The organism is Pantoea sp. AS142 (genome assembly GCF_037152305.1).
Classification (GTDB): Bacteria; Pseudomonadota; Gammaproteobacteria; order Enterobacterales; family Enterobacteriaceae; genus Pantoea.
The window spans coordinates 147,996-170,527 of record NZ_JBBCMO010000005.1; the positions used below are offsets into that span (position 1 = coordinate 147,996).

Below are 22,532 nucleotides of genomic sequence, written 5' to 3' on the forward strand. Positions count from 1 at the left end.
GTGTCAGTAATGGTTTTCGAACCAGTCCTGCAAAATGATGGCAGCGGACTGCGAATCGACCGATCCCTTATTGAGTGCGCGGTAGCCGCCGCGTTCAAACAGGCCAGCACGCGCTTCTACCGTGCTGAGTCGTTCATCCTGCAACTCGACCCGGATACCAAAGCGACCGTGCAGGCGATTAGCAAATTTACGCGCGCGAGCCGTTAACGGCTGCTCAGTGCCATCCATGTTTAGCGGTAAACCTACCACCACAAAATCGGGCTGCCACTCTTTCAGCAGCTTTTCGATTGCCAGCCAGTCCGGGGTGCCATCCTGCGCTTTCAGCGCAGTCAGCGGACGGGCGCTGCCAGTGAGTTCCTGCCCTATGGCGACACCAATACTTTTGGTGCCGAAGTCGAAACCTAACAGAGTTTGAGTTGACATCAGGCGTGTCCGGCGTCGCTGGCCATGTTGTGAATATCGACGCCAATACTGCGCGCCGCTTCGCGCCAGCGCTCTGAAATAGGCGTCTGGAACAGGATGTTGCTGTTGGCTGGCGTGGTTAGCCAGGCATTTTCCATCAGCTCATTCTCTAGCTGATCTTTTTCCCATGCGCAGTAACCCAGTGCTACCAGCACATTGGTGGGCTGAGACGCGGTACCGATCGACTCCAGCACGTCACGGGAGGTGGTAATGATCGTGTTATCTGAGACGCGAATACTGGAAGTAAAAGTGCGTTGTGCTGAGTGCAGGATAAAGCCGCGATCTTCCGCCAGCGGACCGCCTGTGAACACCGGTTTATCCAGCCTGATGGCTGGATCGCGATCGTCGGCAGAGATTTTCAGCTTCTTCAGAATGCCTTCTACCGTCAGGTTTTCCATGGGTTTATTGATGATCAGTCCCATTGCACCCTCTTCGTTGTGTTCGCAGAGATAAACCACAGAACGTTTGAAGAAAGGATCCTGCAATGAAGGCATGGCAATCAAAAAGTGATGTTGTAAATTCATTCTCACACGATGCACCAAAAAAATAACCGGCACGCGACGTCCGCACCGGTATTGGGTTGATCACGGAGCCTCGCCCCGGCGTCATGCTCAGCCCAGGCGTTTCTCAATGGCATCCATCAACATGCCGGTGATGGAGATCGGGAACGCAGCCTCAATTTCACGTACGCAGGTTGGGCTGGTCACGTTAACTTCAGTCAGTTTATCACCGATGATGTCCAGACCGACAAAAATCAGCCCTTTTGCTTTCAGCGTCGGACCCACACGGCGCGCAATTTCCCAGTCGCTTTCGCTCAGCGGACGCGCTTCACCGCGACCACCCGCGGCAAGGTTACCACGTGTTTCACCGCCCTGCGGAATACGTGCCAGGCAGTAAGGCACCGGCTCGCCATCCACGACCAGCACGCGTTTGTCACCCTCTTTGATCGCTGCAATATAGTTCTGCGCCATGCAGAAACGGCTCTCATGCTCGGTCAGGGTTTCGGTAATTACACCAAAGTTTGGATCATCTTTCTTCACGCGGAAAATCGAGGCGCCACCCATGCCATCCAGCGGCTTCATGATAATGTCGCCATGCTCCTGCCAAAAGGCGCGCAGCTGCGCTTTGCTGCGGGTCACCAGGGTATCAGGCGTAAACTCGGCAAACCAGGCGGTATAGAGCTTTTCGTTGCAGTCACGCAGGCTCTGCGGTTTGTTAACGATTAGGGTACCCAGCTCTTCAGCACGTTCCAGAATGTAGGTCGCATAGATGAACTCGGTATCGAATGGGGGATCTTTACGCATCAGTACCACATTCAGGTCCGCCAGCGGGATCACTTGCTCGCAGCCGAACTGATACCAGTTATCTGCGTTCTGTTCAACGCTGAGTAGGCGGGTACGGGCAGACGCCACGCCACCGCGCATTGAGAGATCGTGCATCTCCATGTAGTGAATTTCGTAACCACGGCGCTGTGCTTCCAGCAGCATGGCGAAGCTGGTGTCTTTTTTGATATTGATGGACGAAATAGGGTCCATTACGATGCCAAGTTTAATCATTATTATCTCCTCGGTAAGGCGGCATTTACCGCCTCGTCTGGTTCGGTCTGCAGTGGGCCGATTGGTCAGGACATCATGCCTGCTTTCTCCCCGCTGAAAGTATCGCTTAACCCAGGTCGCCAAACCTCACCTGAAGTGCCGTAATGGCCGTCAGCGCGGTGGTTTCGGTACGCAGTACCCGTGGGCCAAGCAGAATGTCAGTAAAATCATGCTGCGCCGTCATCGCAATCTCGTCGGCTGACAATCCGCCTTCCGGGCCAATCAGTAGCCGTACCCGCTCAACAGGCTGTGGCAGCGTATTAATGCTGTGACTGGCGCGTGGATGCAGGTTGAGCTTCAGACCGCGGTCAGCTTCCGCACACCAGGCTTCCAGCGTCATCGCTTCACGAATCTCCGGCACGCGATTACGGCCACACTGCTCGCAGGCGGCAATAGCAATTTTCTGCCACTGTTGGATCTTCTTAGCCAGACGTTCAGCATCAAGCTTTACGCCACAGCGCTCGGAAAACAAGGGTGTAATGACATTTACGCCAAGTTCAATCGATTTCTGGATAGTGAATTCCATTTTTTCACCGCGCGACATCACCTGACCCAAATGCAGATGTAAAGGCGACTCGCGATCGTCCGGCTGGCTCGCTGTGACCGATACTTTTACACGCTTTTTATCGACATGCGTGATCTCTGCAGCAAAAGTCAGATTAGTGCCATCAAAGAGTTCCAGACGCTGACCTGTCGTCATCCGGAGTACCCGGCCTACATGATTGGATGCATCTTCATCCAGGGTAATTTCACTGCCGGTGCTTAATGGCCCGGTGTGATAGATGCGAGGTATGCGCATAAGGTTCCTGAGACCGGACGCCGTGCTGCAGCGGCGTCATTGGAAAAACAGCTAGTGTAGGGCAGGGTTTTTAGTGCTGGCAAGCCTGCTGCACATAAGGATTGTGATTGCCCTGAACCTTCGCAATGCGCTGGTCGCGTTCGCACTCCCATTTCGATACGGGATAGAGCGTGTTCCAGGCAGTAAACAGCTGCGTCTGCTGGCGCGAAATACGTAGATGATACTGGTCACGCATGTAGAAATAGGTACGGGCAATGGCTCCCCGCGCGCGCGCGGGTGGCTCCGCCTGTTTGAGTTTGAAGTCGATCTTCATCTCACACTGGCCATACTGCTTCTCGCTGCCGTTCCATTGACTATAAGCGAAGTTACCACGGTCGCCATTCACTTCGCCCACCGCAGGTTGAAGATTATGCAGGTCAGCTTCGATGCGGCGATAGTCGGCATCCTTGCTGCAATTTTTACGGCCACCCTCCTGCCAGCACTGGCGCTGATGGCCAAACTCCCAGGCCGGCATCACATGTTCCCACTCAATGCGTGCGGCGCGATTGGCGTTTTTGCGAACCTGATAGCCGCAGCTATTGAGATCGGGAATGCCTTTTTTCCCCTGCCAATGAATCTTACAGCCACAGTAAAAAGAACCTGGTGCATCGGCGTTGATTGCTGCTGCAAAGGTTTTGGCTTGCTGAAAATTATTTTGATGATAGTTATTCAGGTTGAGGGCGTTAGCGGCGGGCACGAACAGCAGCGCAACCGTAAGAGTAATTATGCGAGACATATTCCAGATTTCTATTTAGTTAGAAAAAGGGCGGCAGATTAACAGAATGTGGAATAGGGCGGAATGGGGAGTGTTCTCAGGAAGCGACAAACTCGCCCTCGGTCAGCAGGCTGCCACAGCGCACGCAGCGATATTCACTCTCTTTGCGACGCACCCGATTGTGGCGGCGCACCGTAAGCTGATGCTGCTGGCACTGACAGCGATACGCGAAGGTATTGCTGCGCACGGATGCTATCTCAAACTGATGGGTGCGCCGTGCCGGAACAGCCAGTACCTGCTCCATCATCCACTTCCACTCTTTGCCGTGCGGTGCAACGCGACCAAACTGCTTCCAGACCAGCAGATGCGCCAGCTCATGTGGCACCACTTCATCGATAAACGCCTGCTGGTTTTCCAGCAGCAGCACCGGATTGATGCGGATTTCCCATGACGCCAGCCAGGCGGTGCCTGCCGCCGTACCGCGCTGCTGGTAAAGCAGTTTTGGTTCGGGGTAATGGGTGTTTAGTGCCTGATTCGCACGCTCAAGCGACTGGCGCAGCGATCGCATCACGGCCTGCTGCAGGGCAATGGGGAGACGAGGTGTTTTCATGGGGCTCAGAATAATCGCCGCAGCGCAGGAACTCAACGTTGCCAGCGAAAACGGTCACGCAGTGGCCAGACTCTGCCGCCCGTTTCCAGTGATATGGTCCTGCAGTAGGTGCGTCACCTGAAGTGCCCTCTGCCATTGGCTGAATTTTCTGGATTAAATATTGTTATGGTCTTTTTTAGAATATCCTATTGATAATGTTCACTGCACAGTGAATGGATGAGACGCGGAAGGCACAGTGTACGGACATCGCAATGAAAAATAATAACATCAGGAAACAGCGGATTGTGCTGGTTACCGATTTAATGGCTGGCCGCGGCGGTATGGAGAATGTGACCTGCCAATTGATCACCGCCCTGAATGCGGAACCCGGAACGGAAGCGGGGCTGTTTATTATCAACAGCGGAGAGGAGAGCCACTCCCGCGGCTGGACCGCCAACGCGGTGTTGGCAGAGAGCGTCTGCACGCTGCGCAACAAGAAAATAAAAAATCTTATTCACACCCTGAGAATGGCCGCCTTCTTTCGTCGCTATCAGCCCGATCATGTCCTGACCCTCAACACCATTCCCTGTCTGATGACGCGCCGGGCCATTGGGCTGTCAGGACGCAAAATCGTTTTGTCGAGCTGGATGCACCTGCCACCGCGGGAACGCTACCGCCCTCACTATCTGCTGCGGGCCGATCACCATTTTGCTATCAGTAATCAGATCAAAGCGCAGCTAGTGGAATTGGGCGCACGCGCCACTGACATTGACGTGATCTATAACCCGATCAAGCGTAATGACGCCGTTATCGGCAGACCCCAGGCGCTGAAGTTTCTCTATATCGGTCGCGTCCATTATCAGCGGCAGAAACAACTTAAAGATCTGTTTGACGCCCTGCAGCAGCTGGATGCGCCCTGGACGCTGGAGATAGTGGGTGACGGGGAAGATATGACCCAGTGTCAGCACTACGTTGCGCAACTCGGCATTCAGGATCGCATCATCTGGCATGGCTGGCAGGAGAATGCCTGGGAGTACGTCATCCGCCATATCAGGCAGGTTACCTGTCTGATCATGACCTCTAACTTTGAAGGCTTCCCGCTGATTCTGCTTGAGGCGATGTCGCGGGGCGTCTATTGCGTTTCATCCGACTGCATCAGTGGTCCAGCGGAAATTATTCAGAACGGTCTCAATGGCCAGCTCTACCCTACCAACGACAGCATGGCGTTGGCCGCTATTCTCAACGCCATGAGCGGGGATTTCCACTTCCCTGATCATCAGGTTATTAAAGCGAGCATTACCGGGTTCTATGAGGAAAATTATATGAAGCACCTGATGAGTGTGTTTAACCGCCTGACTGAGGTTAAGCATGACGAATAAAACCGAGCGCAATGGATTAACGTTAATGGTTAATTTTTCAGTCATTGCGATCTGCCTGGCGCTGTCACTGAATATGTTTGTTACTGGCCTGCCGCAAAAAATATTCTATCTGGTCTCTTATCTCTCTGTCGCGTCCGTGTTGTATGGCCTGGTGCGCCGGCGAGAGGATTTTAAAGAGAATGGTTTTTATATCGCCCTGTTTGCTGTGCTGATTATCTTTGCCCTGATTCGTCTGTTTTGGGCGATTCACGTGAAGGGGATTGAGACAGCGCCCTCAAGCGATGCCATCACTAATATGGGCAACTATCTGCTGGGCGCGAAGCGGCTATTGATGGGGGCTTTTGTGCTGCTCAGTCTGGCCATTTACGGGCATCGGATTTCTACAACCACGCTACGCATCGGAAAAGTGTTAATCCTGGCCGGACTGCTGATTACGCTGGGCTTTGGTATCCACGAGCATCTCTATACTGAGAATATCCGCATCAAGCTCACCACTGAAGCCGCCTCCATGTCCTCCTACATGATTCTGTTTATCTACTGTGCCTGGCTGTGGCTAAGCCGCTATGAGACGCAGGTTTACTGGAAAGTGGCTGATATCGCTGCGTTGGCTGTAACCTTTGCCTTGCTTTACCTGTGCGGCACCCGCGTGACTTTGATTGCGCTGATTGCTGTGGGGCTGTTGTTCCTGGTGCAGACTTACCGGCTGTCGCTGCTGACTAACTGGCGGATTAGCGCTCTGCTGGTGGGCGTAATGGCGGTGCTGATTCTGATGACCAGCAACCGCTGGGTGGAAGGGGTGCAGGATATTGAGAACTTTGGTTCAAACAGTTCGACATCGCTGGGCGCACGTGTCGCCATTTGGGGCGGGGCGGTCAACTTTATTGAACACCATGGTGGTTTTGCGACGCCGGATGCGCGTACCACCGAGGCGCGTAAATTCATCATGGCGCACTATCCTCGCAATAGTGAAGGCTACACCAATGTTAAATACAACATGCATAATGAGTTTCTGGAAGTCACGACGCTGCAGGGCTGGCTGGGTATGCTGTCGCTGGCGCTGCTCTATCTGGCTACGCTGGCTGGCTGGCTGAAGAAGTGTCAGTTGCGTGGCGTGGCGTTGCCGATGCTGGCGCTATTTATCACCGGATTGACCGATTCGGTGTTGCCCTATAATCAGACCGCCACCATTTTCATTATGGCGCTGGCACTCTGCTGCATACGGCGGCCCCTGCCGGTAACGCGGGTAACCACAGCGTAGTGGGGCGTTGAACAAATAAAAACGGCGGGGTTTCCAGAGAAACCCCGCCGTTTTTTTACCGGGTAAAGTTAGTCGCGTGAACCGATGTCGCGCAGTTTTTTACCTGCCATCAGGTTACGTTCGATGTGTTCCAGCGAGACGTTTTTGGTCTCAGGGATCAGCATCACCGTCAGCAGAATGAAGAACAGGTTAAGCAGTGCGTAAACCCAGAAGGTGTTCGCGTTGCCCAGCGTATTCAGCATTGTCAGGAAGGTCGCACCCACGATCATGTTTGCGATCCAGTTGGTGGTGGTGGAGACAGTGATACCGAAATCGCGGCCTTTCAGCGGCTGAATTTCGGAACAGAGTACCCAAATCAACGGACCGGCGGACATCGCAAAACCGATGATGAACATCAGCAGCATACCTACCGCGAAGTACTGCGCGCCCGGTGAGTGAATGCCGAAGTGCAGCATGGTACCCAGAACGCCCATGCCGGCTGCCATCACCATAAAGCCCAGAATCAGAGTAGGTTTACGACCCCAGCGATCCACCAGACCAATGGCGATAAAGGTTGCCAGCACGTTGACCAGACCCACTATCACTGTGCCCCACATCTGCTGAGTGGTGTTGGTGAAGCCTGCGATTTCAAAGATTTTAGGCGCGTAGTACATGATGACGTTCATGCCGGTAAACTGCTGCATCACCTGCAGCAGGATGCCGAGATAGACCGCACGGCGGAAATGGCTGCTGCTGGTGAACAGACCCCAGCCAGACTGTTTGATCTTCAGACTTTCACGAATCTCTTCCAGCTCACGTTTTGCCTGCTCGCTGGTGTCACGCAGACGATCCAGAACGCGTTGTGCATCGCGGAAGTTGCCTCGCGCCGCCAGCCAGCGTGGGCTGTTTGGCAGGAAGAAAACGCCGACCAGCAGCAACAGTGCCGGAATAGTGATGATGCCCAGCATCCAGCGCCAGTTGCCGGTAAAGCTGAACGCCGTATCAGAAAGGTAAGCGCCAAGAATACCGATGGTGATCATCAGCTGATAAAGCGAAATCATACTGCCGCGAATTTTTTCCGGAGCGATCTCAGAAAGATAAAGCGGGGCGGTATAAGAAGCGATACCCACCGCCAGACCCAACAGAACGCGGGCGCTGATCAGCATTTCCGGGTTTGGCGCCATCGCCGACCAGAGTGAACCGATAACGAACAGAATCGCACCAGCCATCAGGCTTTTTTTACGGCCCAGGCGGGATGACATCCAGCCGCTGCCGATAGCCCCCACCGCCGCACCAAACATCATGGAACTGACGATCCACTCCTGCTGATGAGGCGTGACATTAAAGTCCTTTGCGATAAACGGCAGAGCACCGGCGATAACGCCGATATCCAGACCGAACAGCAGACCCGCAAGGGCCGCCAGAAAGCAGACAAATAAGGTCATCGCCTTATTTGAAGTTCTGCTTTTGTGTGTATTACCAGGCATGGGAGCCTCCAGGTTTATCCATCATTGTTTTTATCAATGTTAAAAAACCTTTTGCGGGAAAAAAGTGAGTTTGATCACATCAGTGTAATCGCTTACACACGCTGAAACCCTGAAATTCAGCATATTTTTCCCGGAAAGATTAATTAACCAGTGAGGTATAGCACTCATTAAGTTTCTGACAATGCTCTATTTATTGGCTATCAGACGACGCTGAAAATAACGCATTTTCAGCATAATAACTACGTGCGTTAATTCCTAAATATTGGATAAACAAAGCTTTTCAATTTGTAATCGCTAACATTTTGTCGTCAGAAAAAGCGAAAGGAAGTGTAGCTGATAACTGAAAATTTGCTGCAGAGTGAAGAAGATGGTGCGCAGATTTGTTTTTTTACCGTCTGGTGCTCGCCGAAAAGCGTGCTGGTATGCCGTTCAGAAAGAGGGCGGGAGCAAAACTTCTCCGGTCAGCCCTGGGGCTGAAAAGGCGATAAAAAACCCCACCGCGAGGGCAGGGTTTTTATCAGCAGGTGATGACCTTACAGGCCAGCCGCTTCACGCAGGAGGGCCGCTTTGTCGGTTTTTTCCCAGGGGAAATGTTCACGACCAAAGTGACCGTAAGCTGCGGTTTCTTTATAGATTGGGTGCAGCAAATCCAGCATCTGAATCAGGCCGTATGGACGCAGGTCGAAGAACTCGCGTACCAGCAGTGTCAGCTGTTCGGTTGAGATTTTCTCGGTACCAAAGGTTTCCACCATGATGGAAGTCGGTTCAGCCACGCCGATAGCGTAGGAGACCTGGATTTCACAACGGTCAGCCAGACCAGCCGCGACGATGTTTTTCGCCACATAACGCGCCGCATAAGCTGCAGAGCGGTCAACTTTTGAAGGGTCTTTACCGGAGAACGCACCGCCACCGTGACGAGCCATGCCGCCGTAGGTATCCACGATGATTTTACGACCGGTCAGACCGCAATCGCCCATCGGGCCGCCGATCACAAAGCGACCGGTTGGATTGATGTGATATTTGGTTGCGGCGCTCAGCCATTCTGCTGGCAGAACCGGCTTGATGATCTCTTCCATCACCGCTTCCTGCAGATCTTTCTGGCTGACGGATTCAGCGTGCTGGGTAGAGAGCACGACTGCATCGATGCCCACGATTTTGCCATCGTCATACTGGAAAGTGACCTGGCTCTTGGCATCCGGACGCAGCCACGGCAGTGTACCGTTTTTACGCACTTCAGCCTGACGCTGTACCAGACGATGTGCATAGGTCACCGGCGCAGGCATCAGCACGTCTGTTTCGTTAGTGGCATAGCCAAACATCAGGCCCTGGTCGCCCGCGCCCTGTTCCAGCGGATCGGTACGGTCAACGCCCTGATTGATATCCTGAGACTGTTTACCAATCGCGCTTAAAACCGCGCAGGAGTTGGCGTCAAAGCCCATATCGGAATGAACATAGCCGATTTCACGTACGGTTTTACGGGTGATCTCTTCAATATCGACCCAGGCGCTGGTGGTGATTTCACCGCCAACCAGCACCATACCGGTTTTAACGTAGGTTTCGCAGGCCACGCGCGCTTTAGGATCCTGTTCAAGGATTGCATCCAGCACAGCATCGGAGATCTGGTCGGCGATTTTATCGGGATGTCCTTCGGATACGGACTCGGACGTAAAAAGGTGTTTAGCCATTTTGTTCTTTACCTTAAATATGGTTTGAGTACGACTGCATAGCGCCAGTGAGGTTGTCTGACCTGACGCCCCTTCAGGCAAAGCCGCGAGCAGTGAGGTTGTGTCAGCACAGCAGGCCAACACCGCCTGGATAGTAACCTGTTTAGATGGAAAACCATCTGGACGGCTATTTTAGGATAGAGGGTAAACTAATTACCAGCCCTTTTTCTGTTACAGCATTTAACCTGTCATCGTTATCGGCATAATTTGCTGACACTGCACGCAATCCCCGGAGAATGTTTTTGCATTTTACCGCTGTAAACGGTATAAAACGCCGCTGCTTTGATAGCAGCAGCAAGGATGACGCCACGGTTTGCGGCGCGCCTGTCAGACTCTGGTCTGGCTTTCACCCAGGTTGTTTTCCATGTGTCCCTGGCATATGCGGAGGTGATACAAGTAATGAACCACGCTTTCTCTTCTTCCTGTTATCTGCGCTGTGGCGCTGGCTCTTTCCTGCCTCCCATCTGTTTCTCTTTCCTGCGACACGATGCCCGATGCGGTAATTTTACCGACACAGGCGCCGGCTAATCTTTACTTCTGTTCTCAGGGTTTGTCTCTTCTCTGCGCGCGTGCAGTGGAACGACGCAGGTTATCCATGGTCAATACAGATCGGTTAAATGTTCTCTGCTGAAACGGAAATGGCCAGGGTGTTTTACACTTATCTCTCATGCGTGAATGGTGCTGACGGCAACGTCAGGTGAACAGGACATTGCGTTTAATGTGGCAACAGATTTTCAGATTAGCGGCCATAAAGCCGGTTAACAGTTTAATCTTTCAACGGAAAATTGAGGTTCGCGATGTCTGACGACATGAAGAATATCAAAGGTTCGTCAGCTGGCGAACAGGGTACGCTCCGCTCTATGCAGGAGGTTGCAATGAACGATCAGGATGCGAGCAAAATGTTGCGTACGTACAACATCGCCTGGTGGGGCAACAACTATTATGACGTTAACGAACTGGGCCACATCAGTGTCTGCCCCGATCCGGATCGTCCGGATGTGCGTGTCGATTTAGCTCGCCTGGTCAAAGAGCGTGAAGCACAGGGCCAGCGTTTGCCCGCCTTGTTTTGCTTCCCGCAAATCCTGCAACACCGTCTGCGCTCCATCAACGCCGCCTTTAAACGTGCGCGTGAATCTTACGGTTACACCGGCGACTACTTCCTGGTTTATCCGATTAAAGTTAACCAGCACAAACGCGTGATTGAGTCGCTGATCCACTGCGGCGAACCGCTGGGACTGGAAGCGGGTTCGAAAGCAGAGCTGATGGCGGTGCTGGCGCATGCCGGACAGACACGCTCGGTGATCGTCTGTAACGGCTATAAAGATCGTGAATACATTCGTCTGGCGCTGATCGGCGAGAAGATGGGCCACAAGGTCTATCTGGTGCTGGAAAAGATGACCGAAGTGCGGCTGGTATTGGAAGAAGCGGAACGTCTGAATGTGGTGCCGCGTCTTGGTATCCGTGCGCGTCTGGCTTCGCAGGGCTCCGGTAAATGGCAGTCGAGCGGCGGCGAAAAGTCGAAGTTTGGCCTGTCAGCCACGCAGGTGCTGAAACTGGTTGAGATCATGCGCGAAGCCGGTCGTATTGACAGCCTGCAGCTGCTGCATTTCCATCTGGGCTCACAGATGTCCAACATCCGCGATATCGCCACCGGTGTGCGTGAGTCTGCGCGCTTCTATGTCGAACTGGCCAGGCTGGGCGTGAACATCAAATGTTTCGACGTCGGCGGTGGTCTGGGCGTCGATTACGAAGGAACGCGCTCGCAGTCTGATTGCTCGGTCAACTATGGCCTGAATGAGTACGCCAATAATGTAATCTGGGCGATTGGTGCTGCCTGTGATGAGCACGGTCTGGAGCATCCGACGGTGATCACGGAATCGGGTCGTGCGGTGACTGCGCACCATACCGTTCTCGTTTCCAACATCATTGGTGTGGAGCGCAACGAGTTCAGCGAACCCGAAACGCCAGATGCAGATGCGCCACGCCCAATCCTCAGCATGTGGGAAACCTGGCAGGAGATGCATGAGCCGAGCACCCGTCGTTCGCTGCGTGAGTGGCTGCACGACAGCCAGATGGATCTGTTTGATATCCATACCGGCTACTCTTCCGGCACCTACGATCTCAAGCAGCGTTCATGGGCTGAGCAGCTCTATCTGAGCATCTGCCACTATATTCAGCAGCATCTTGATCCAAGCAACCGTGCACACCGCCCGATCATCGACGAATTGCAGGAGCGGATGGCAGATAAGATCTACGTTAACTTCTCGCTGTTCCAGTCAATGCCGGATGCGTGGGGGATTGATCAGCTGTTCCCGGTCTTGCCGCTGGAAGGGCTGAACAAGAAGCCAGAGCGCCGTGCAGTATTGCTCGACATCACCTGTGACTCCGATGGCACCATCGATCACTACGTGGATGGCGACGGTATCGCCACTACCATGCCGATGCCGGAATATGACCTTGATAACCCACCAATGCTTGGCTTCTTTATGGTGGGTGCTTATCAGGAGATCCTGGGCAACATGCATAACCTGTTTGGTGACACCGAAGCGGTGGATGTCTACGCGCGTGAAAATGGTGAAGTGGAAGTGCAGTTGTCCGATGAAGGCGACACCGTGGCAGACATGCTGCGTTACGTGCAGCTTGATCCCAATGAGCTGATGGCGCTGTTCCGTAATCAGGTTCAGGCGTCCGATCTTGACGAGGAGCTGCGCGCGCAGTTCCTGGAAGAGTTTGAGAGCGGCCTCTACGGATACACCTATTTAGAAGATGAATAATCGACCCAGGCAGCCCGCAATCGCATATTGCAGTTGCCGTTAACTATGTCGATAATCTGATTCACTCAATCCCTTCCTCGTCGGGCCTAACGACGCGGAGGGGATTTTTTTCATCTCAACCTTAATGGCTTGCGGGCCTGGCCCGACTTACGCACATAGAGAGAGCAATTATGTATAACACGCTTGGCAATCAGTACGACAACTCCCTGGTTTCTAACGCCTTTGGCTTCATGCGTTTTCCGCTGAATTTCCAGCCTTATGACAGCGACGCCGAGTGGGTTATCACCGGTGTGCCGTTTGATGCCGCGACCTCTGGTCGTCCGGGCAGCCGCCTGGGGCCAGGCGCGATTCGCCAGATCTCCACTAATCTGGCCTGGGAAGGCTGCCGCTGGCCGTGGGATTTCGATCTACGTCAGCGTCTGAACGTCGTTGATTGCGGCGATCTGGTTTACGCCTTCGGCGATTCGCAGGATCTCTCCGACAAATTACAGGCCCATGCTGAGAAGCTGCTGGCTAATGGCAAGCGCATGATGACCTTTGGCGGCGACCACTACGTCACGCTGCCACTGCTGCGCGCTCATGCAAAACACTTCGGAAAGATGGCCCTGGTACACTTTGATGCGCATACCGACACCTACTCCAACGGCCCGACCTTCGACCACGGCACCATGTTCTTTACTGCGCCGAAAGAGGGTCTAATCGATCCACAACACTCAGTGCAGATCGGTATCCGTACTGAATTCGACAAAAGCCTGGGTTTCAACGTGCTGGATGCCGCGCAGGTCAATGATCGCAGTGTTGACGATATCCTGGCCGAAGTGAAACGCACCGTTGCTGATCTCCCGATCTATCTGACCTTCGACATCGACTGTCTGGATCCGGCTCATGCGCCTGGCACTGGCACGCCGGTGATTGGCGGCCTGACCACCGATAAAGCCACCAAATTGATCCGTGGTCTGCAGGGCATGAACATTGTCGGCATGGATTTGGTGGAAGTTGCACCCGGTTATGATCATGCTGATCTAACCGCACTGGCGGCAGCTACGCTGGCGCTGGATATGCTGCATGTTCAGGCAGTCAACAAAGGCTAATCCCCCTCCGGGGCAAGAGAGGCCAGCCGGGGTTACCTGGCAGGCACTGCGCCGCCGCCTGACGCGGCGCAGTGCTGACAATAACTCCCATCGGCTTTCCCCTGTACCTTGCTTCCCCTTGTGACACCCTGCTGGTCCCATCCACGCGCCTCAGGCGCAAACTCGCATCAGCAACTAAACTGACTGATATCAATTCTCAACGTGGAGGCAGCCATGGGCTTTCTTGATGAACTGGCGGGATCACTGCAGGGCAGCCAGAGTGAAGGGCATTTACCTGGACAGTTGCAGGCGGTCTGGCACTGGGTACAGGAGCAGGGGGGGATTGAAGTGCTGCTGCAAAAATTCCAGCAGGGCGGGCTGGGTGAGGTGTTTGGTTCGTGGATCGGTACCGGCAGTAATCAGCCTGTGGCGCACAGCGACATCCACTCGGTGTTTGGTCAGGCTGAGCTACAGTCACTGGCGGATAAGCTGGGAACAGACGTGCAGGGCGCAGCAGGCACGCTGGCCGTTATCCTGCCGCAGTTGATCGACAAGATGTCACCCCAGGGGCACATGGATGAAGCGTCGCTGCATGAGAATAAACTCGATTTAGGCTCAATGGTGGATCAGATATTCAAACGTTAGGTCAGTGATAGTGTGACCTGATTCACTATACGGGCGCATGCACGTAACAGCGTGCATGCGCCCGCGTTTTGCATTACTTCGCGTCAGCAGCGATACGCTCACGGATGTGTGCGGCGCGCGCTTCAGAAGCGGGATGGGAGTCAAACATCGAACTTTGACGTCCCTGTTCCAGCTTCGCCAGTTTCTCAAAGCTGGTGACCAGGCCCATTGGATCAATGTTGCGTTTCTTCATCAGATCGTAGGAGTAGTCATCCGCCTGTGACTCCTGAGTCTGGGAGAACTGCGCATTGACCAGTTTTTCACCCAATTCGCCCAGCTGCGACTGCGACAGTGAACCAATCACACCCCCAACCGAAGCGGCCGCCGTGCGGGCTGCGGTCGTAGCATACGCCAGCTGCATCGCCTTACGGGTATGACCTAACGCGACGTGACCCATCTCATGACCCAGCACGCCTTCTACTTCATTGTCGGTCATCATATCCATCAGGCCGCTGTAAACGCGAATACAGCCGTTTGCCATCGCCCAGGCGTTGACATCTTTAGTCTGATAAACCTTGTAGTTAGCTGGTACGCCGTTGATGTTATCGCCCAGTGCGGCCGCGATCTTGTTCAGGCGCTGCTGATACTCACTGTTAGCAGGCGCAATCTGGTTATCTTTGTCCATCTGCTCACAGGATTTGTCGCTCAGTAGCTTTACCTGATTGTCGCTCAGGGTATAAGCCTGATATGCCTGCGTGCCCGACTGCATCAGCGCATTATTGTCTAAACCCTGACAGCCGTTCAGCAGCGTTGCCAGCCCAAGCGCTAACACCGTTTTCTGGATTTTCATGCTCTATCCCATTCATAACAAGGTAAGAAAAACAAATACCTGAAACTCAGTCAGGTGAATAAACGATTTGGTTATAGCGTGCCAGTCTGCACTTTGCTAGCAGAGTTGGCCGGAAAAGCCATACGAAGCGGCACATTTAGCGTTTTACAACATGTACTTTTGCCCCGATTTTCATGTACATTGATGGGCAACTTTTTCCTTGTTTTGCCCATTAACTCATCAATAACAATAAGTTAAGGTGTGAAGCATTAATCCGACCTGGAGTAGAAAATGCCCTCTCGTAAAGAGCTTGCCAACGCCATTCGTGCGTTAAGTATGGATGCAGTACAGAAAGCGAAATCGGGACATCCGGGTGCCCCAATGGGTATGGCGGACATCGCTGAAGTACTCTGGCGCGGCTACCTGAATCACAACCCAACCAACCCGCTGTGGGCTGACCGCGACCGTTTTGTGCTCTCTAACGGCCACGGCTCAATGCTAATCTACAGTCTGCTGCACCTGACCGGCTACGATCTGCCACTGAGCGAGCTGGAAAACTTCCGCCAGCTGCACTCAAAAACTCCAGGTCACCCGGAATATGGCTACACCGTGGGCGTTGAAACCACTACCGGTCCACTGGGTCAGGGCATTGCTAACGCCGTGGGTTTCGCCATTGCTGAGCGCACGCTGGCCGCACAGTTCAACCGCCCGGATCATGACATCGTAGACCACAACACCTATGTCTTCATGGGTGATGGCTGCATGATGGAAGGTATCTCGCACGAAGTCTGCTCACTGGCCGGTACGCTGAAGCTGGGCAAACTGGTGGCGTTCTATGATGACAACGGCATCTCAATCGACGGTCACATTGATGGTTGGTTCACCGACGACACCGCTAAGCGCTTTGAAGCGTACGGCTGGCACGTGGTGCGTGGTGTCGATGGTCACGATGCTGATGCGATTGCTAAAGCGATTGACGAAGCGAAGAGCGTCAGTGACAAGCCTTCATTGCTGATGTGCAAAACCATTATCGGCTTTGGTTCACCGAACAAAGCGGGCACCCATGATTCACACGGCGCACCGCTGGGCGATGAAGAGGTCGCTCTGACCCGCAAACAGCTGGGCTGGACCCACGCACCGTTCGTTATTCCTTCTGATATCTACGCGGAGTGGGATGCGAAAGAAGCGGGCCAGGCGAAAGAATCTGCATGGAATGAGAAATTCGCCGCTTATGCGCAGGCATATCCTGAACTGGCTGCCGAGTTTAAACGTCGCATTAGCAACGAACTGCCCGCGAACTGGCAGGAAGAGTCGCAGAAGTTTGTTGAGCAGTTGCAGGCGAACCCGGCGAAGATCGCCAGCCGTAAAGCCTCACAGAATGCTATCGAAGCCTTCGGAAAAATTCTGCCGGAATACCTGGGCGGCTCAGCCGATCTGGCACCTAGCAACCTGACTATCTGGTCTGGCTCTAAGCCAATCAACGAAAATGCTGCGGGTAACTACATCCATTACGGCGTGCGTGAGTTCGGTATGACCGCTATCGCCAATGGACTGGCGCTGCATGGCGGCTTCCTGCCTTACACCGCGACATTCCTGATGTTCGTTGAATATGCGCGTAACGCCGCGCGTATGGCGGCACTGATGAAGATCCGTCAGATCATGGTCTATACCCACGACTCCATCGGTCTGGGCGAAGATGGCCCGACGCATCAGCCGGTTGAGCAGATGGCGAGCCTGCGTACCACACCAAATATGAGCCTGTGGCGTCCCTGTGACCAGGTTGAATCCGCTGTGGCGTGGAAATATGCCATTGAGCGCAAAGATGGCCCGACGGCACTGATCTTCTCTCGTCAGAACCTGGCGCAGCAGGAGCGTGACGCTGCACAGCTGGCTAACGTGGCACGCGGCGGTTATGTGCTGAAAGATTGCGACGGCACCCCTGAGCTGATCCTGATCGCCACCGGTTCAGAAGTTGAACTGGCTGTCGGGGCATGGGACAAACTCACCAGCGAAGGCCGCAAAGTGCGCGTCGTCTCTATGCCGTCAACGGATGCCTTCGACAAGCAGAGCGATGAGTACCGTGAATCGGTGCTGCCTAAAGCAGTCAGTGCACGCATCGCGATCGAAGCGGGCATTGCGGATTACTGGTTCAAATACACTGGCCTGAACGGCGCTATCGTGGGGATGACCGGCTTCGGCGAATCTGCACCTGCGGATCAGCTGTTTGAGCTGTTTGGCTTCACCGTCGACAACGTGGTCGCGAAAGCGAAAGCGCTGCTGGCGTAAAAAGCCAGTTAGCGGGGCCTGCTCCCGTCTGGCTTTCACAAAAACAAAGGGGCGAAAATCTCGTCCCTTTTACTTATTTATTCCTGTAGTAATAATTACCTTTGGCCTTAAATTGTGACAAAGATCCAATTTTAAGCAACCAGATTGATCACAGTCATTCCTGTTATTCCTTCCTTCTATTATTGTAGCTGAACCGTTTCAGTTACCGGGCAACCAACCCTGGTTTCGGACAATGCCGGGTAAGAATCTCCTGTACAAAATGCAGTGAAACGCTCAGGCTAACGGCACGTTTTTTTCAATCTGACGTGGCAGGAGAGAAATGACGGTACGGGTAGCGATAAATGGTTTTGGCCGGATTGGACGCAACGTCCTACGTGCGCTTTATGAAACGGGCCGACGTACAGAGATCACCGTGGTCGCGATCAACGAGTTGGCAGAAGCCACCGGTATGGCGCACCTGCTGAAATACGATACCAGCCATGGCCGTTTTGCTTTCGATGTCCGGCAGGAGCGCGATGTGATGTGGGTGGGGGGGGATACCCTGCGCATTTTGCACCGGGCAGCCATTGCCGATCTGCCGTGGCGTGAACTTGACGTGGATGTGGTCCTTGACTGCACCGGCGTCTATGGCTTACGCGCTGATGGCGAAGCGCACCTGCAGGCTGGTGCCAGAAAAGTGCTGTTCTCTCATCCCGGCGGCAACGATCTCGACGCAACAGTGGTGTATGGCGTGAACCAGCAGGCACTGACCGCCAGCGACCGCATTGTTTCCAACGCGTCCTGCACCACAAACTGTATTATCCCGGTGATTAAACTGCTGGATGATGCGTTTGGTATCGAATCCGGCACTGTCACCACGATCCATTCGGCGATGCATGATCAGCAGGTGATCGATGCTTATCACAGCGATCTGCGCCGTACACGTGCCGCCAGTCAGTCGATCATCCCGGTGGATACTCGCCTGGCGGCAGGGATTACCCGTATTTTTCCGAAATTCAACGATCGCTTTGAGGCGATAGCCGTCCGCGTTCCGACAATTAACGTGACAGCCATTGATCTCAGTGTTTCTGTGCATCAGGCGGTGTCGGCGTATGAAGTTAACACCCTGTTGCGAAGCGCGGCAGAAGGGGCATTTCGTGGTATAGTTGACTATACGGAATTACCGTTAGTCTCAGTCGATTTTAACCATGATCCGCACAGTGCCATTGTGGATGGAACACAAACGCGGGTCAGCGGTCAACACCTTATCAAGACCCTGGTCTGGTGTGACAATGAATGGGGCTTTGCTAATCGAATGCTCGACACGACGTTAGCGATGGCCGCAAGCGGTTTCAGGTAAGACGCGGTTTGCGTCTGGCAAAACTTATGAGAATCAACGAGAGGGTTCACCATGTCTGTAATTAAGATGACCGATCTGGATCTGGCTGGCAAACGCGTTCTGATCCGTGCTGATCTGAACGTACCAGTTAAAGAAGGTAAAGTGACGTCTGATGCACGTATCCGTGCTTCTCTGCCCACCATTGAAGCGGCGTTGAAACAGGGCGCGAAAGTAATGGTTACCTCTCACCTGGGTCGTCCGACCGAAGGTGAATACAACGAAGAGTTCTCGCTGCTGCCGGTAGTTAACTATCTGAAAGAGAAGCTTAGCGGTACGAACGTGACGCTGGCAAAAGATTACCTCGATGGCGTTGAAGTGGGCGCTGGCGAATTGGTTGTGCTGGAAAATGTTCGCTTTAACAAAGGCGAAAAGAAAGATGATGAAGCGCTGTCTAAAAAATATGCTGCCCTGTGCGACGTATTCGTGATGGACGCCTTTGGTACCGCGCACCGCGCACAGGCTTCTACGCACGGCGTCGGCAAGTTTGCCCCTATCGCCTGTGCTGGCCCGCTGCTTTCTGCAGAACTGGAAGCGTTGGGCAAAGTCATGAGCAACCCGGAGCGTCCGCTGGTGGCTGTGGTCGGCGGTTCTAAAGTCTCTACCAAATTTGACGTGCTGCAATCACTGGTCAAAATCGCCGACACCGTGATTGTGGGCGGCGGCATTGCTAACACCTTCGTGGCTATCGACAACAATGTCGGTAAATCACTTTATGAGCCAGACTTTGTTGAAGCGGCCAAAGGCCTGCGCGATCAGCACGGTATCCCGGTTCCAACTGACTCACGTGTCGGCACAGAATTCTCTGAAACTGCACCAGCTACCGTGAAAAAGGTTTCGGAAGTGGCGGATAACGAAGAGATTATGGACTTTGGTGATGAAACTGCACAAGCAATGGCTGCTATCCTGAAGGATGCCAAAACCATCCTGTGGAACGGCCCGGTGGGCGTGTTTGAGTTCCCTAACTTCCGTAAAGGCACCGAGATCGTGGCTAACGCCATTGCAGACAGCGATGCCTTCTCTGTTGCAGGCGGTGGCGATACCCTGGCGGCTATCGACCTGTTCGGTATCGAAGACAAAATTTCCTACATCTCTACCGGCGGCGGCGCATTCCTTGAGTTCGTGGAAGGCAAAAAATTGCCTGCAGTTGCCATGCTGGAAGAGCGTGCGAAGCAGTAATCCTTTGGGGGTGATGCCTGGTGGCATCGCCTGAAGTCTTGCCCGTATGGGCGTTTAAATCGACGTTCCCTAAGGGGAACAACGGTCACGAAACAGGACACAATCATGTCTAAAATTTTTGATTTCGTAAAACCCGGCGTTGTCACTGGTGATGACGTACAGAAGATCTTCAAAGTTGCGAAAGAGAACAAATTCGCACTGCCAGCCGTAAACTGCGTCGGCACTGACTCTATCAATGCGGCACTGGAAGCAGCGGCAAAAGTCAAAGCGCCAATCATCATCCAGTTCTCAAACGGCGGTGCCGCATTTATCGCCGGCAAAGGCTTCAAGACTGACAAACCACAGGGCGCGGCGATTTTTGGTGCTATCGCTGGTGCGCACCATGTTCATCTGATGGCTGAGCAGTATGGCGTGCCGGTTATCCTGCACACTGACCACTGTGCCAAGAAACTGCTGCCGTGGATTGACGGTCTGCTGGACGCGGGTGAAGCATATTTCCAGAAAAATGGTAAGCCACTCTTCTCTTCTCACATGATCGACCTGTCAGAAGAGTCCCTGGAAGAGAACATCGAGATTAGCAGCAAATACCTGGCGCGCATGGCGAAACTCGACATGACGCTGGAAATTGAATTGGGCTGCACCGGTGGTGAAGAAGATGGTGTTGATAACAGCCACATGGATGCTTCTGCGCTCTACACCCAGCCAGAAGATGTGAACTACGCATACGAAAAACTGAACGCTATCAGCCCGCGTTTCACCATTGCGGCATCATTCGGTAATGTACACGGCGTTTACAAGCCAGGTAACGTGAAACTGACCCCAACCATTCTGCGTGATTCGCAGAAATATGTGTGTGAAAAACATGGCCTGTCGCACAATGCGCTGGACTTCGTTTTCCACGGCGGTTCAGGTTCTTCAGCGGCAGAAATTGAAGAGTCTATCAGCTACGGTGTGATCAAGATGAACATCGATACCGATACCCAATGGGCAACCTGGGACGGCATCCTGCAGTACTACAAAAAGAACGAAGGCTATCTGCAGTCGCAGCTGGGTAACCCGGAAGGCGATGACAAACCAAACAAGAAATATTACGACCCACGCGTCTGGCTGCGTTCTGCCCAGGCCTCTATGGTGGTGCGTCTGGAGCAGGCTTTCAAAGAGCTTAACGCTGTCGACGTGCTGTAACTGAAATTCAGTTACCGTACAAAAAAGGCCCGAAAGGGCCTTTTTTTTGGCCTTTTATCGCCAGATTTGCATCAAAGGTCATGCAGGTTTGGCACACTGGCATTTATTGTTTACCCTTTTGTCAGGGATTGTCAGAGCGGTTCTGGCAATGTGTTGTCAACTTCCCTTGGGAATTTAATTACAGGATGGTTACATGCAGGATACGGGTATGCTCGGTGAACTTAACAACGCCGGAAACTGGATAGTACGTAATCAGGAGCTCTTGATTAGCTATGCGGTAAACATTGTCGCAGCCATTGCGATTATCGTTGTGGGGATGATGATTGCACGTATCATCTCCAATACTGTTAATCGTCTGCTGCGCGCCCGCCACATTGATACGACGGTTGCTGATTTTCTGTCTGCGCTGGTGCGCTACGGCATTATCGCATTCACACTTATCGCGGCGCTTGGGCGCATTGGCGTACAGACAACCTCGGTCATCGCAATCCTCGGTGCGGCCGGTCTGGCTGTGGGTCTGGCATTAAAAGATTCGCTGTCAAACCTTGCTGCGGGCGTTCTGCTGGTGATTTTCCGTCACTTCCGTGCCGGCGAGTTTGTCGATCTTGGCGGTATTATGGGTACGGTAATGAATGTGCAGATTTTTTCCACCACGCTCAAGTCAGCCGACGGCAAGCGAGTGGTGGTGCCTAACGGGAAAATCATTGCCGGAAACATTGTTAACTTCTCGCGTGAGCCGGTACGCCGTAATGAATTTATCATTGGCGTCTCTTACGATGCCGATGTTGATCAAGTTCTGACGCTGCTGCGTGATGTGGTCGATGCTGACAGCCGTGTATTACAGGATAAAGGCGTGCAGATCGGTCTGAATGAGCTGGCGGCTTCCTCAATGAATTTTGTGGTGCGTTGCTGGAGCAACAGCGGAGATCTGCAGGACGTGTACTGGGATCTGCTGAAGAATTTCAAGCGCGCACTGGATGGAAAAGGGATTGGTATTCCTTATCCGCAGATGGATGTGCATCTGCACCGTGTCAGACAATCTGACGCAACTGCGCCAGAGACTCAGCCACAGTAATCTTCCAATGGGCGGCCTGCGTCGCCCATTCATTTTGCTAATCCCTGATTAATTTTTTCAATTTCCGCTAATCATTCCCTCTCTCTATACTTCTCAACATCTGACGACG

At 53.3% G+C, this 22,532-nt stretch carries 19 protein-coding genes; 10 read left to right on the plus strand and 9 right to left on the minus strand.

All coding sequences use genetic code 11. The annotated features are described in order from the left end of the window. Nucleotides 1-3: 3 nt before the first annotated feature. The 6 genes from ruvX to WFO64_RS11670 form a co-directional block, all read right to left on the minus strand. On the minus strand, nucleotides 4-423 hold the full coding sequence (ruvX, locus tag WFO64_RS11645) for a Holliday junction resolvase RuvX (RefSeq protein WP_337011819.1): 420 nt from the start codon (nucleotides 421-423) through the stop codon (nucleotides 4-6). Then, entirely contained in the window at nucleotides 423-986 is a 564-nt protein-coding gene (locus WFO64_RS11650) for a YqgE/AlgH family protein (RefSeq protein ID WP_013358975.1), read from the minus strand. The genes ruvX and WFO64_RS11650 overlap by 1 nt, the downstream gene beginning before the upstream one ends. A gap of 87 nt (nucleotides 987-1,073) precedes the next feature. Then, the gene (gene gshB, locus WFO64_RS11655; RefSeq protein ID WP_337011822.1) at nucleotides 1,074-2,018 is read right to left on the minus strand and encodes a glutathione synthase; all 945 of its coding nucleotides are present in this window, start codon (nucleotides 2,016-2,018) and stop codon (nucleotides 1,074-1,076) included. Between the two features lie 106 nt (nucleotides 2,019-2,124). Then, a complete protein-coding gene (gene rsmE / locus WFO64_RS11660; RefSeq protein ID WP_337011824.1) occupies nucleotides 2,125-2,856 on the minus strand; it encodes a 16S rRNA (uracil(1498)-N(3))-methyltransferase in 732 nt (243 codons plus the stop codon). Nucleotides 2,857-2,926: 70 nt separating this feature from the next. Beyond that, complete coding sequence (gene endA, locus WFO64_RS11665; protein ID WP_337011826.1) at nucleotides 2,927-3,631, minus strand: deoxyribonuclease I; 705 nt, start codon at nucleotides 3,629-3,631, stop codon at nucleotides 2,927-2,929. Nucleotides 3,632-3,707: 76 nt separating this feature from the next. Further along, nucleotides 3,708-4,220, minus strand: a complete 513-nt coding sequence (locus WFO64_RS11670; RefSeq protein ID WP_337011828.1) for a SprT family zinc-dependent metalloprotease — start codon at nucleotides 4,218-4,220, stop codon at nucleotides 3,708-3,710. Between the two features lie 212 nt (nucleotides 4,221-4,432). Here WFO64_RS11670 and WFO64_RS11675 point away from each other — a divergent pair, with 212 nt between their 5' ends. Continuing rightward, entirely contained in the window at nucleotides 4,433-5,578 is a 1,146-nt protein-coding gene (locus tag WFO64_RS11675; RefSeq protein WP_337011830.1) for a glycosyltransferase, read from the plus strand. Continuing rightward, entirely contained in the window at nucleotides 5,568-6,836 is a 1,269-nt protein-coding gene (locus WFO64_RS11680) for an O-antigen ligase family protein (RefSeq protein WP_337011832.1), read from the plus strand. Before WFO64_RS11675 ends, WFO64_RS11680 begins: the two co-directional genes overlap by 11 nt. Before the next feature lie 68 nt (nucleotides 6,837-6,904). On the opposite strand, the gene WFO64_RS11685 is transcribed toward WFO64_RS11680, so the two are convergent. Together WFO64_RS11685 and metK are read right to left on the minus strand one after the other, a co-directional pair. After that, nucleotides 6,905-8,302 (minus strand): sugar porter family MFS transporter, encoded by a 1,398-nt coding sequence (locus WFO64_RS11685; RefSeq protein WP_337011834.1) that lies wholly within the window; start codon nucleotides 8,300-8,302, stop codon nucleotides 6,905-6,907. 533 nt (nucleotides 8,303-8,835) lie between these two features. Beyond that, nucleotides 8,836-9,987 carry a methionine adenosyltransferase gene (metK, locus tag WFO64_RS11690; RefSeq protein ID WP_337011836.1) on the minus strand — a complete coding sequence of 384 codons (1,152 nt, stop codon included), beginning with the start codon at nucleotides 9,985-9,987 and terminating at the stop codon, nucleotides 8,836-8,838. 836 nt (nucleotides 9,988-10,823) lie between these two features. On the opposite strand from metK, the gene speA reads away from it, so the two are divergent. The 3 genes from speA to WFO64_RS11705 all read left to right on the plus strand — a co-directional run bounded on the left by speA (nucleotide 10,824) and on the right by WFO64_RS11705 (nucleotide 14,515). Then, nucleotides 10,824-12,800, plus strand: coding sequence for a biosynthetic arginine decarboxylase (speA, locus tag WFO64_RS11695; RefSeq protein ID WP_337011838.1), 1,977 nt, complete (start codon nucleotides 10,824-10,826; stop codon nucleotides 12,798-12,800). Between the two features lie 170 nt (nucleotides 12,801-12,970). Further along, nucleotides 12,971-13,891 carry an agmatinase gene (gene speB / locus WFO64_RS11700; protein ID WP_337011840.1) on the plus strand — a complete coding sequence of 307 codons (921 nt, stop codon included), beginning with the start codon at nucleotides 12,971-12,973 and terminating at the stop codon, nucleotides 13,889-13,891. A 213-nt stretch (nucleotides 13,892-14,104) separates the two neighbouring features. Then, nucleotides 14,105-14,515, plus strand: a complete 411-nt coding sequence (locus WFO64_RS11705) for a YidB family protein (protein ID WP_337011842.1) — start codon at nucleotides 14,105-14,107, stop codon at nucleotides 14,513-14,515. Nucleotides 14,516-14,588: 73 nt separating this feature from the next. Here the strand turns inward: WFO64_RS11705 and WFO64_RS11710 are convergent, their stop codons facing one another. Then, complete coding sequence (locus tag WFO64_RS11710) at nucleotides 14,589-15,344, minus strand: M48 family metallopeptidase (RefSeq protein ID WP_337011844.1); 756 nt, start codon at nucleotides 15,342-15,344, stop codon at nucleotides 14,589-14,591. Between the two features lie 270 nt (nucleotides 15,345-15,614). Between WFO64_RS11710 and tkt the strand changes: the two genes are divergently transcribed. From tkt to mscS, 5 genes are all read left to right on the plus strand, one after another. Further along, complete coding sequence (tkt, locus tag WFO64_RS11715) at nucleotides 15,615-17,609, plus strand: transketolase (RefSeq protein ID WP_337011846.1); 1,995 nt, start codon at nucleotides 15,615-15,617, stop codon at nucleotides 17,607-17,609. Nucleotides 17,610-17,928: 319 nt separating this feature from the next. Further along, a complete protein-coding gene (gene epd, locus WFO64_RS11720; protein ID WP_337011848.1) occupies nucleotides 17,929-18,948 on the plus strand; it encodes an erythrose-4-phosphate dehydrogenase in 1,020 nt (339 codons plus the stop codon). 51 nt (nucleotides 18,949-18,999) lie between these two features. Continuing rightward, on the plus strand, nucleotides 19,000-20,163 hold the full coding sequence (pgk, locus tag WFO64_RS11725; RefSeq protein WP_013358959.1) for a phosphoglycerate kinase: 1,164 nt from the start codon (nucleotides 19,000-19,002) through the stop codon (nucleotides 20,161-20,163). 105 nt (nucleotides 20,164-20,268) lie between these two features. Further along, nucleotides 20,269-21,348 carry a class II fructose-bisphosphate aldolase gene (gene fbaA, locus WFO64_RS11730; RefSeq protein WP_337011850.1) on the plus strand — a complete coding sequence of 360 codons (1,080 nt, stop codon included), beginning with the start codon at nucleotides 20,269-20,271 and terminating at the stop codon, nucleotides 21,346-21,348. 193 nt (nucleotides 21,349-21,541) lie between these two features. Continuing rightward, entirely contained in the window at nucleotides 21,542-22,423 is an 882-nt protein-coding gene (gene mscS, locus WFO64_RS11735; protein ID WP_337011852.1) for a small-conductance mechanosensitive channel MscS, read from the plus strand. Nucleotides 22,424-22,532: the final 109 nt, after the last annotated feature.

Coding starts and splice junctions, on each gene's coding strand:
- ruvX (WP_337011819.1), bottom strand. CDS start 423: ATGTCAACTCAAACTCTGTTAGGTTTCGACTTCGGCACCAAAAGTATT.
- WFO64_RS11650 (WP_013358975.1), bottom strand. CDS start 986: ATGAATTTACAACATCACTTTTTGATTGCCATGCCTTCATTGCAGGAT.
- gshB (WP_337011822.1), bottom strand. CDS start 2,018: ATGATTAAACTTGGCATCGTAATGGACCCTATTTCGTCCATCAATATC.
- rsmE (WP_337011824.1), bottom strand. CDS start 2,856: ATGCGCATACCTCGCATCTATCACACCGGGCCATTAAGCACCGGCAGT.
- endA (WP_337011826.1), bottom strand. CDS start 3,631: ATGTCTCGCATAATTACTCTTACGGTTGCGCTGCTGTTCGTGCCCGCC.
- WFO64_RS11670 (WP_337011828.1), bottom strand. CDS start 4,220: ATGAAAACACCTCGTCTCCCCATTGCCCTGCAGCAGGCCGTGATGCGA.
- WFO64_RS11675 (WP_337011830.1), top strand. CDS start 4,433: ATGGATGAGACGCGGAAGGCACAGTGTACGGACATCGCAATGAAAAAT.
- WFO64_RS11680 (WP_337011832.1), top strand. CDS start 5,568: ATGACGAATAAAACCGAGCGCAATGGATTAACGTTAATGGTTAATTTT.
- WFO64_RS11685 (WP_337011834.1), bottom strand. CDS start 8,302: ATGCCTGGTAATACACACAAAAGCAGAACTTCAAATAAGGCGATGACC.
- metK (WP_337011836.1), bottom strand. CDS start 9,987: ATGGCTAAACACCTTTTTACGTCCGAGTCCGTATCCGAAGGACATCCC.
- speA (WP_337011838.1), top strand. CDS start 10,824: ATGTCTGACGACATGAAGAATATCAAAGGTTCGTCAGCTGGCGAACAG.
- speB (WP_337011840.1), top strand. CDS start 12,971: ATGTATAACACGCTTGGCAATCAGTACGACAACTCCCTGGTTTCTAAC.
- WFO64_RS11705 (WP_337011842.1), top strand. CDS start 14,105: ATGGGCTTTCTTGATGAACTGGCGGGATCACTGCAGGGCAGCCAGAGT.
- WFO64_RS11710 (WP_337011844.1), bottom strand. CDS start 15,344: ATGAAAATCCAGAAAACGGTGTTAGCGCTTGGGCTGGCAACGCTGCTG.
- tkt (WP_337011846.1), top strand. CDS start 15,615: ATGCCCTCTCGTAAAGAGCTTGCCAACGCCATTCGTGCGTTAAGTATG.
- epd (WP_337011848.1), top strand. CDS start 17,929: ATGACGGTACGGGTAGCGATAAATGGTTTTGGCCGGATTGGACGCAAC.
- pgk (WP_013358959.1), top strand. CDS start 19,000: ATGTCTGTAATTAAGATGACCGATCTGGATCTGGCTGGCAAACGCGTT.
- fbaA (WP_337011850.1), top strand. CDS start 20,269: ATGTCTAAAATTTTTGATTTCGTAAAACCCGGCGTTGTCACTGGTGAT.
- mscS (WP_337011852.1), top strand. CDS start 21,542: ATGCAGGATACGGGTATGCTCGGTGAACTTAACAACGCCGGAAACTGG.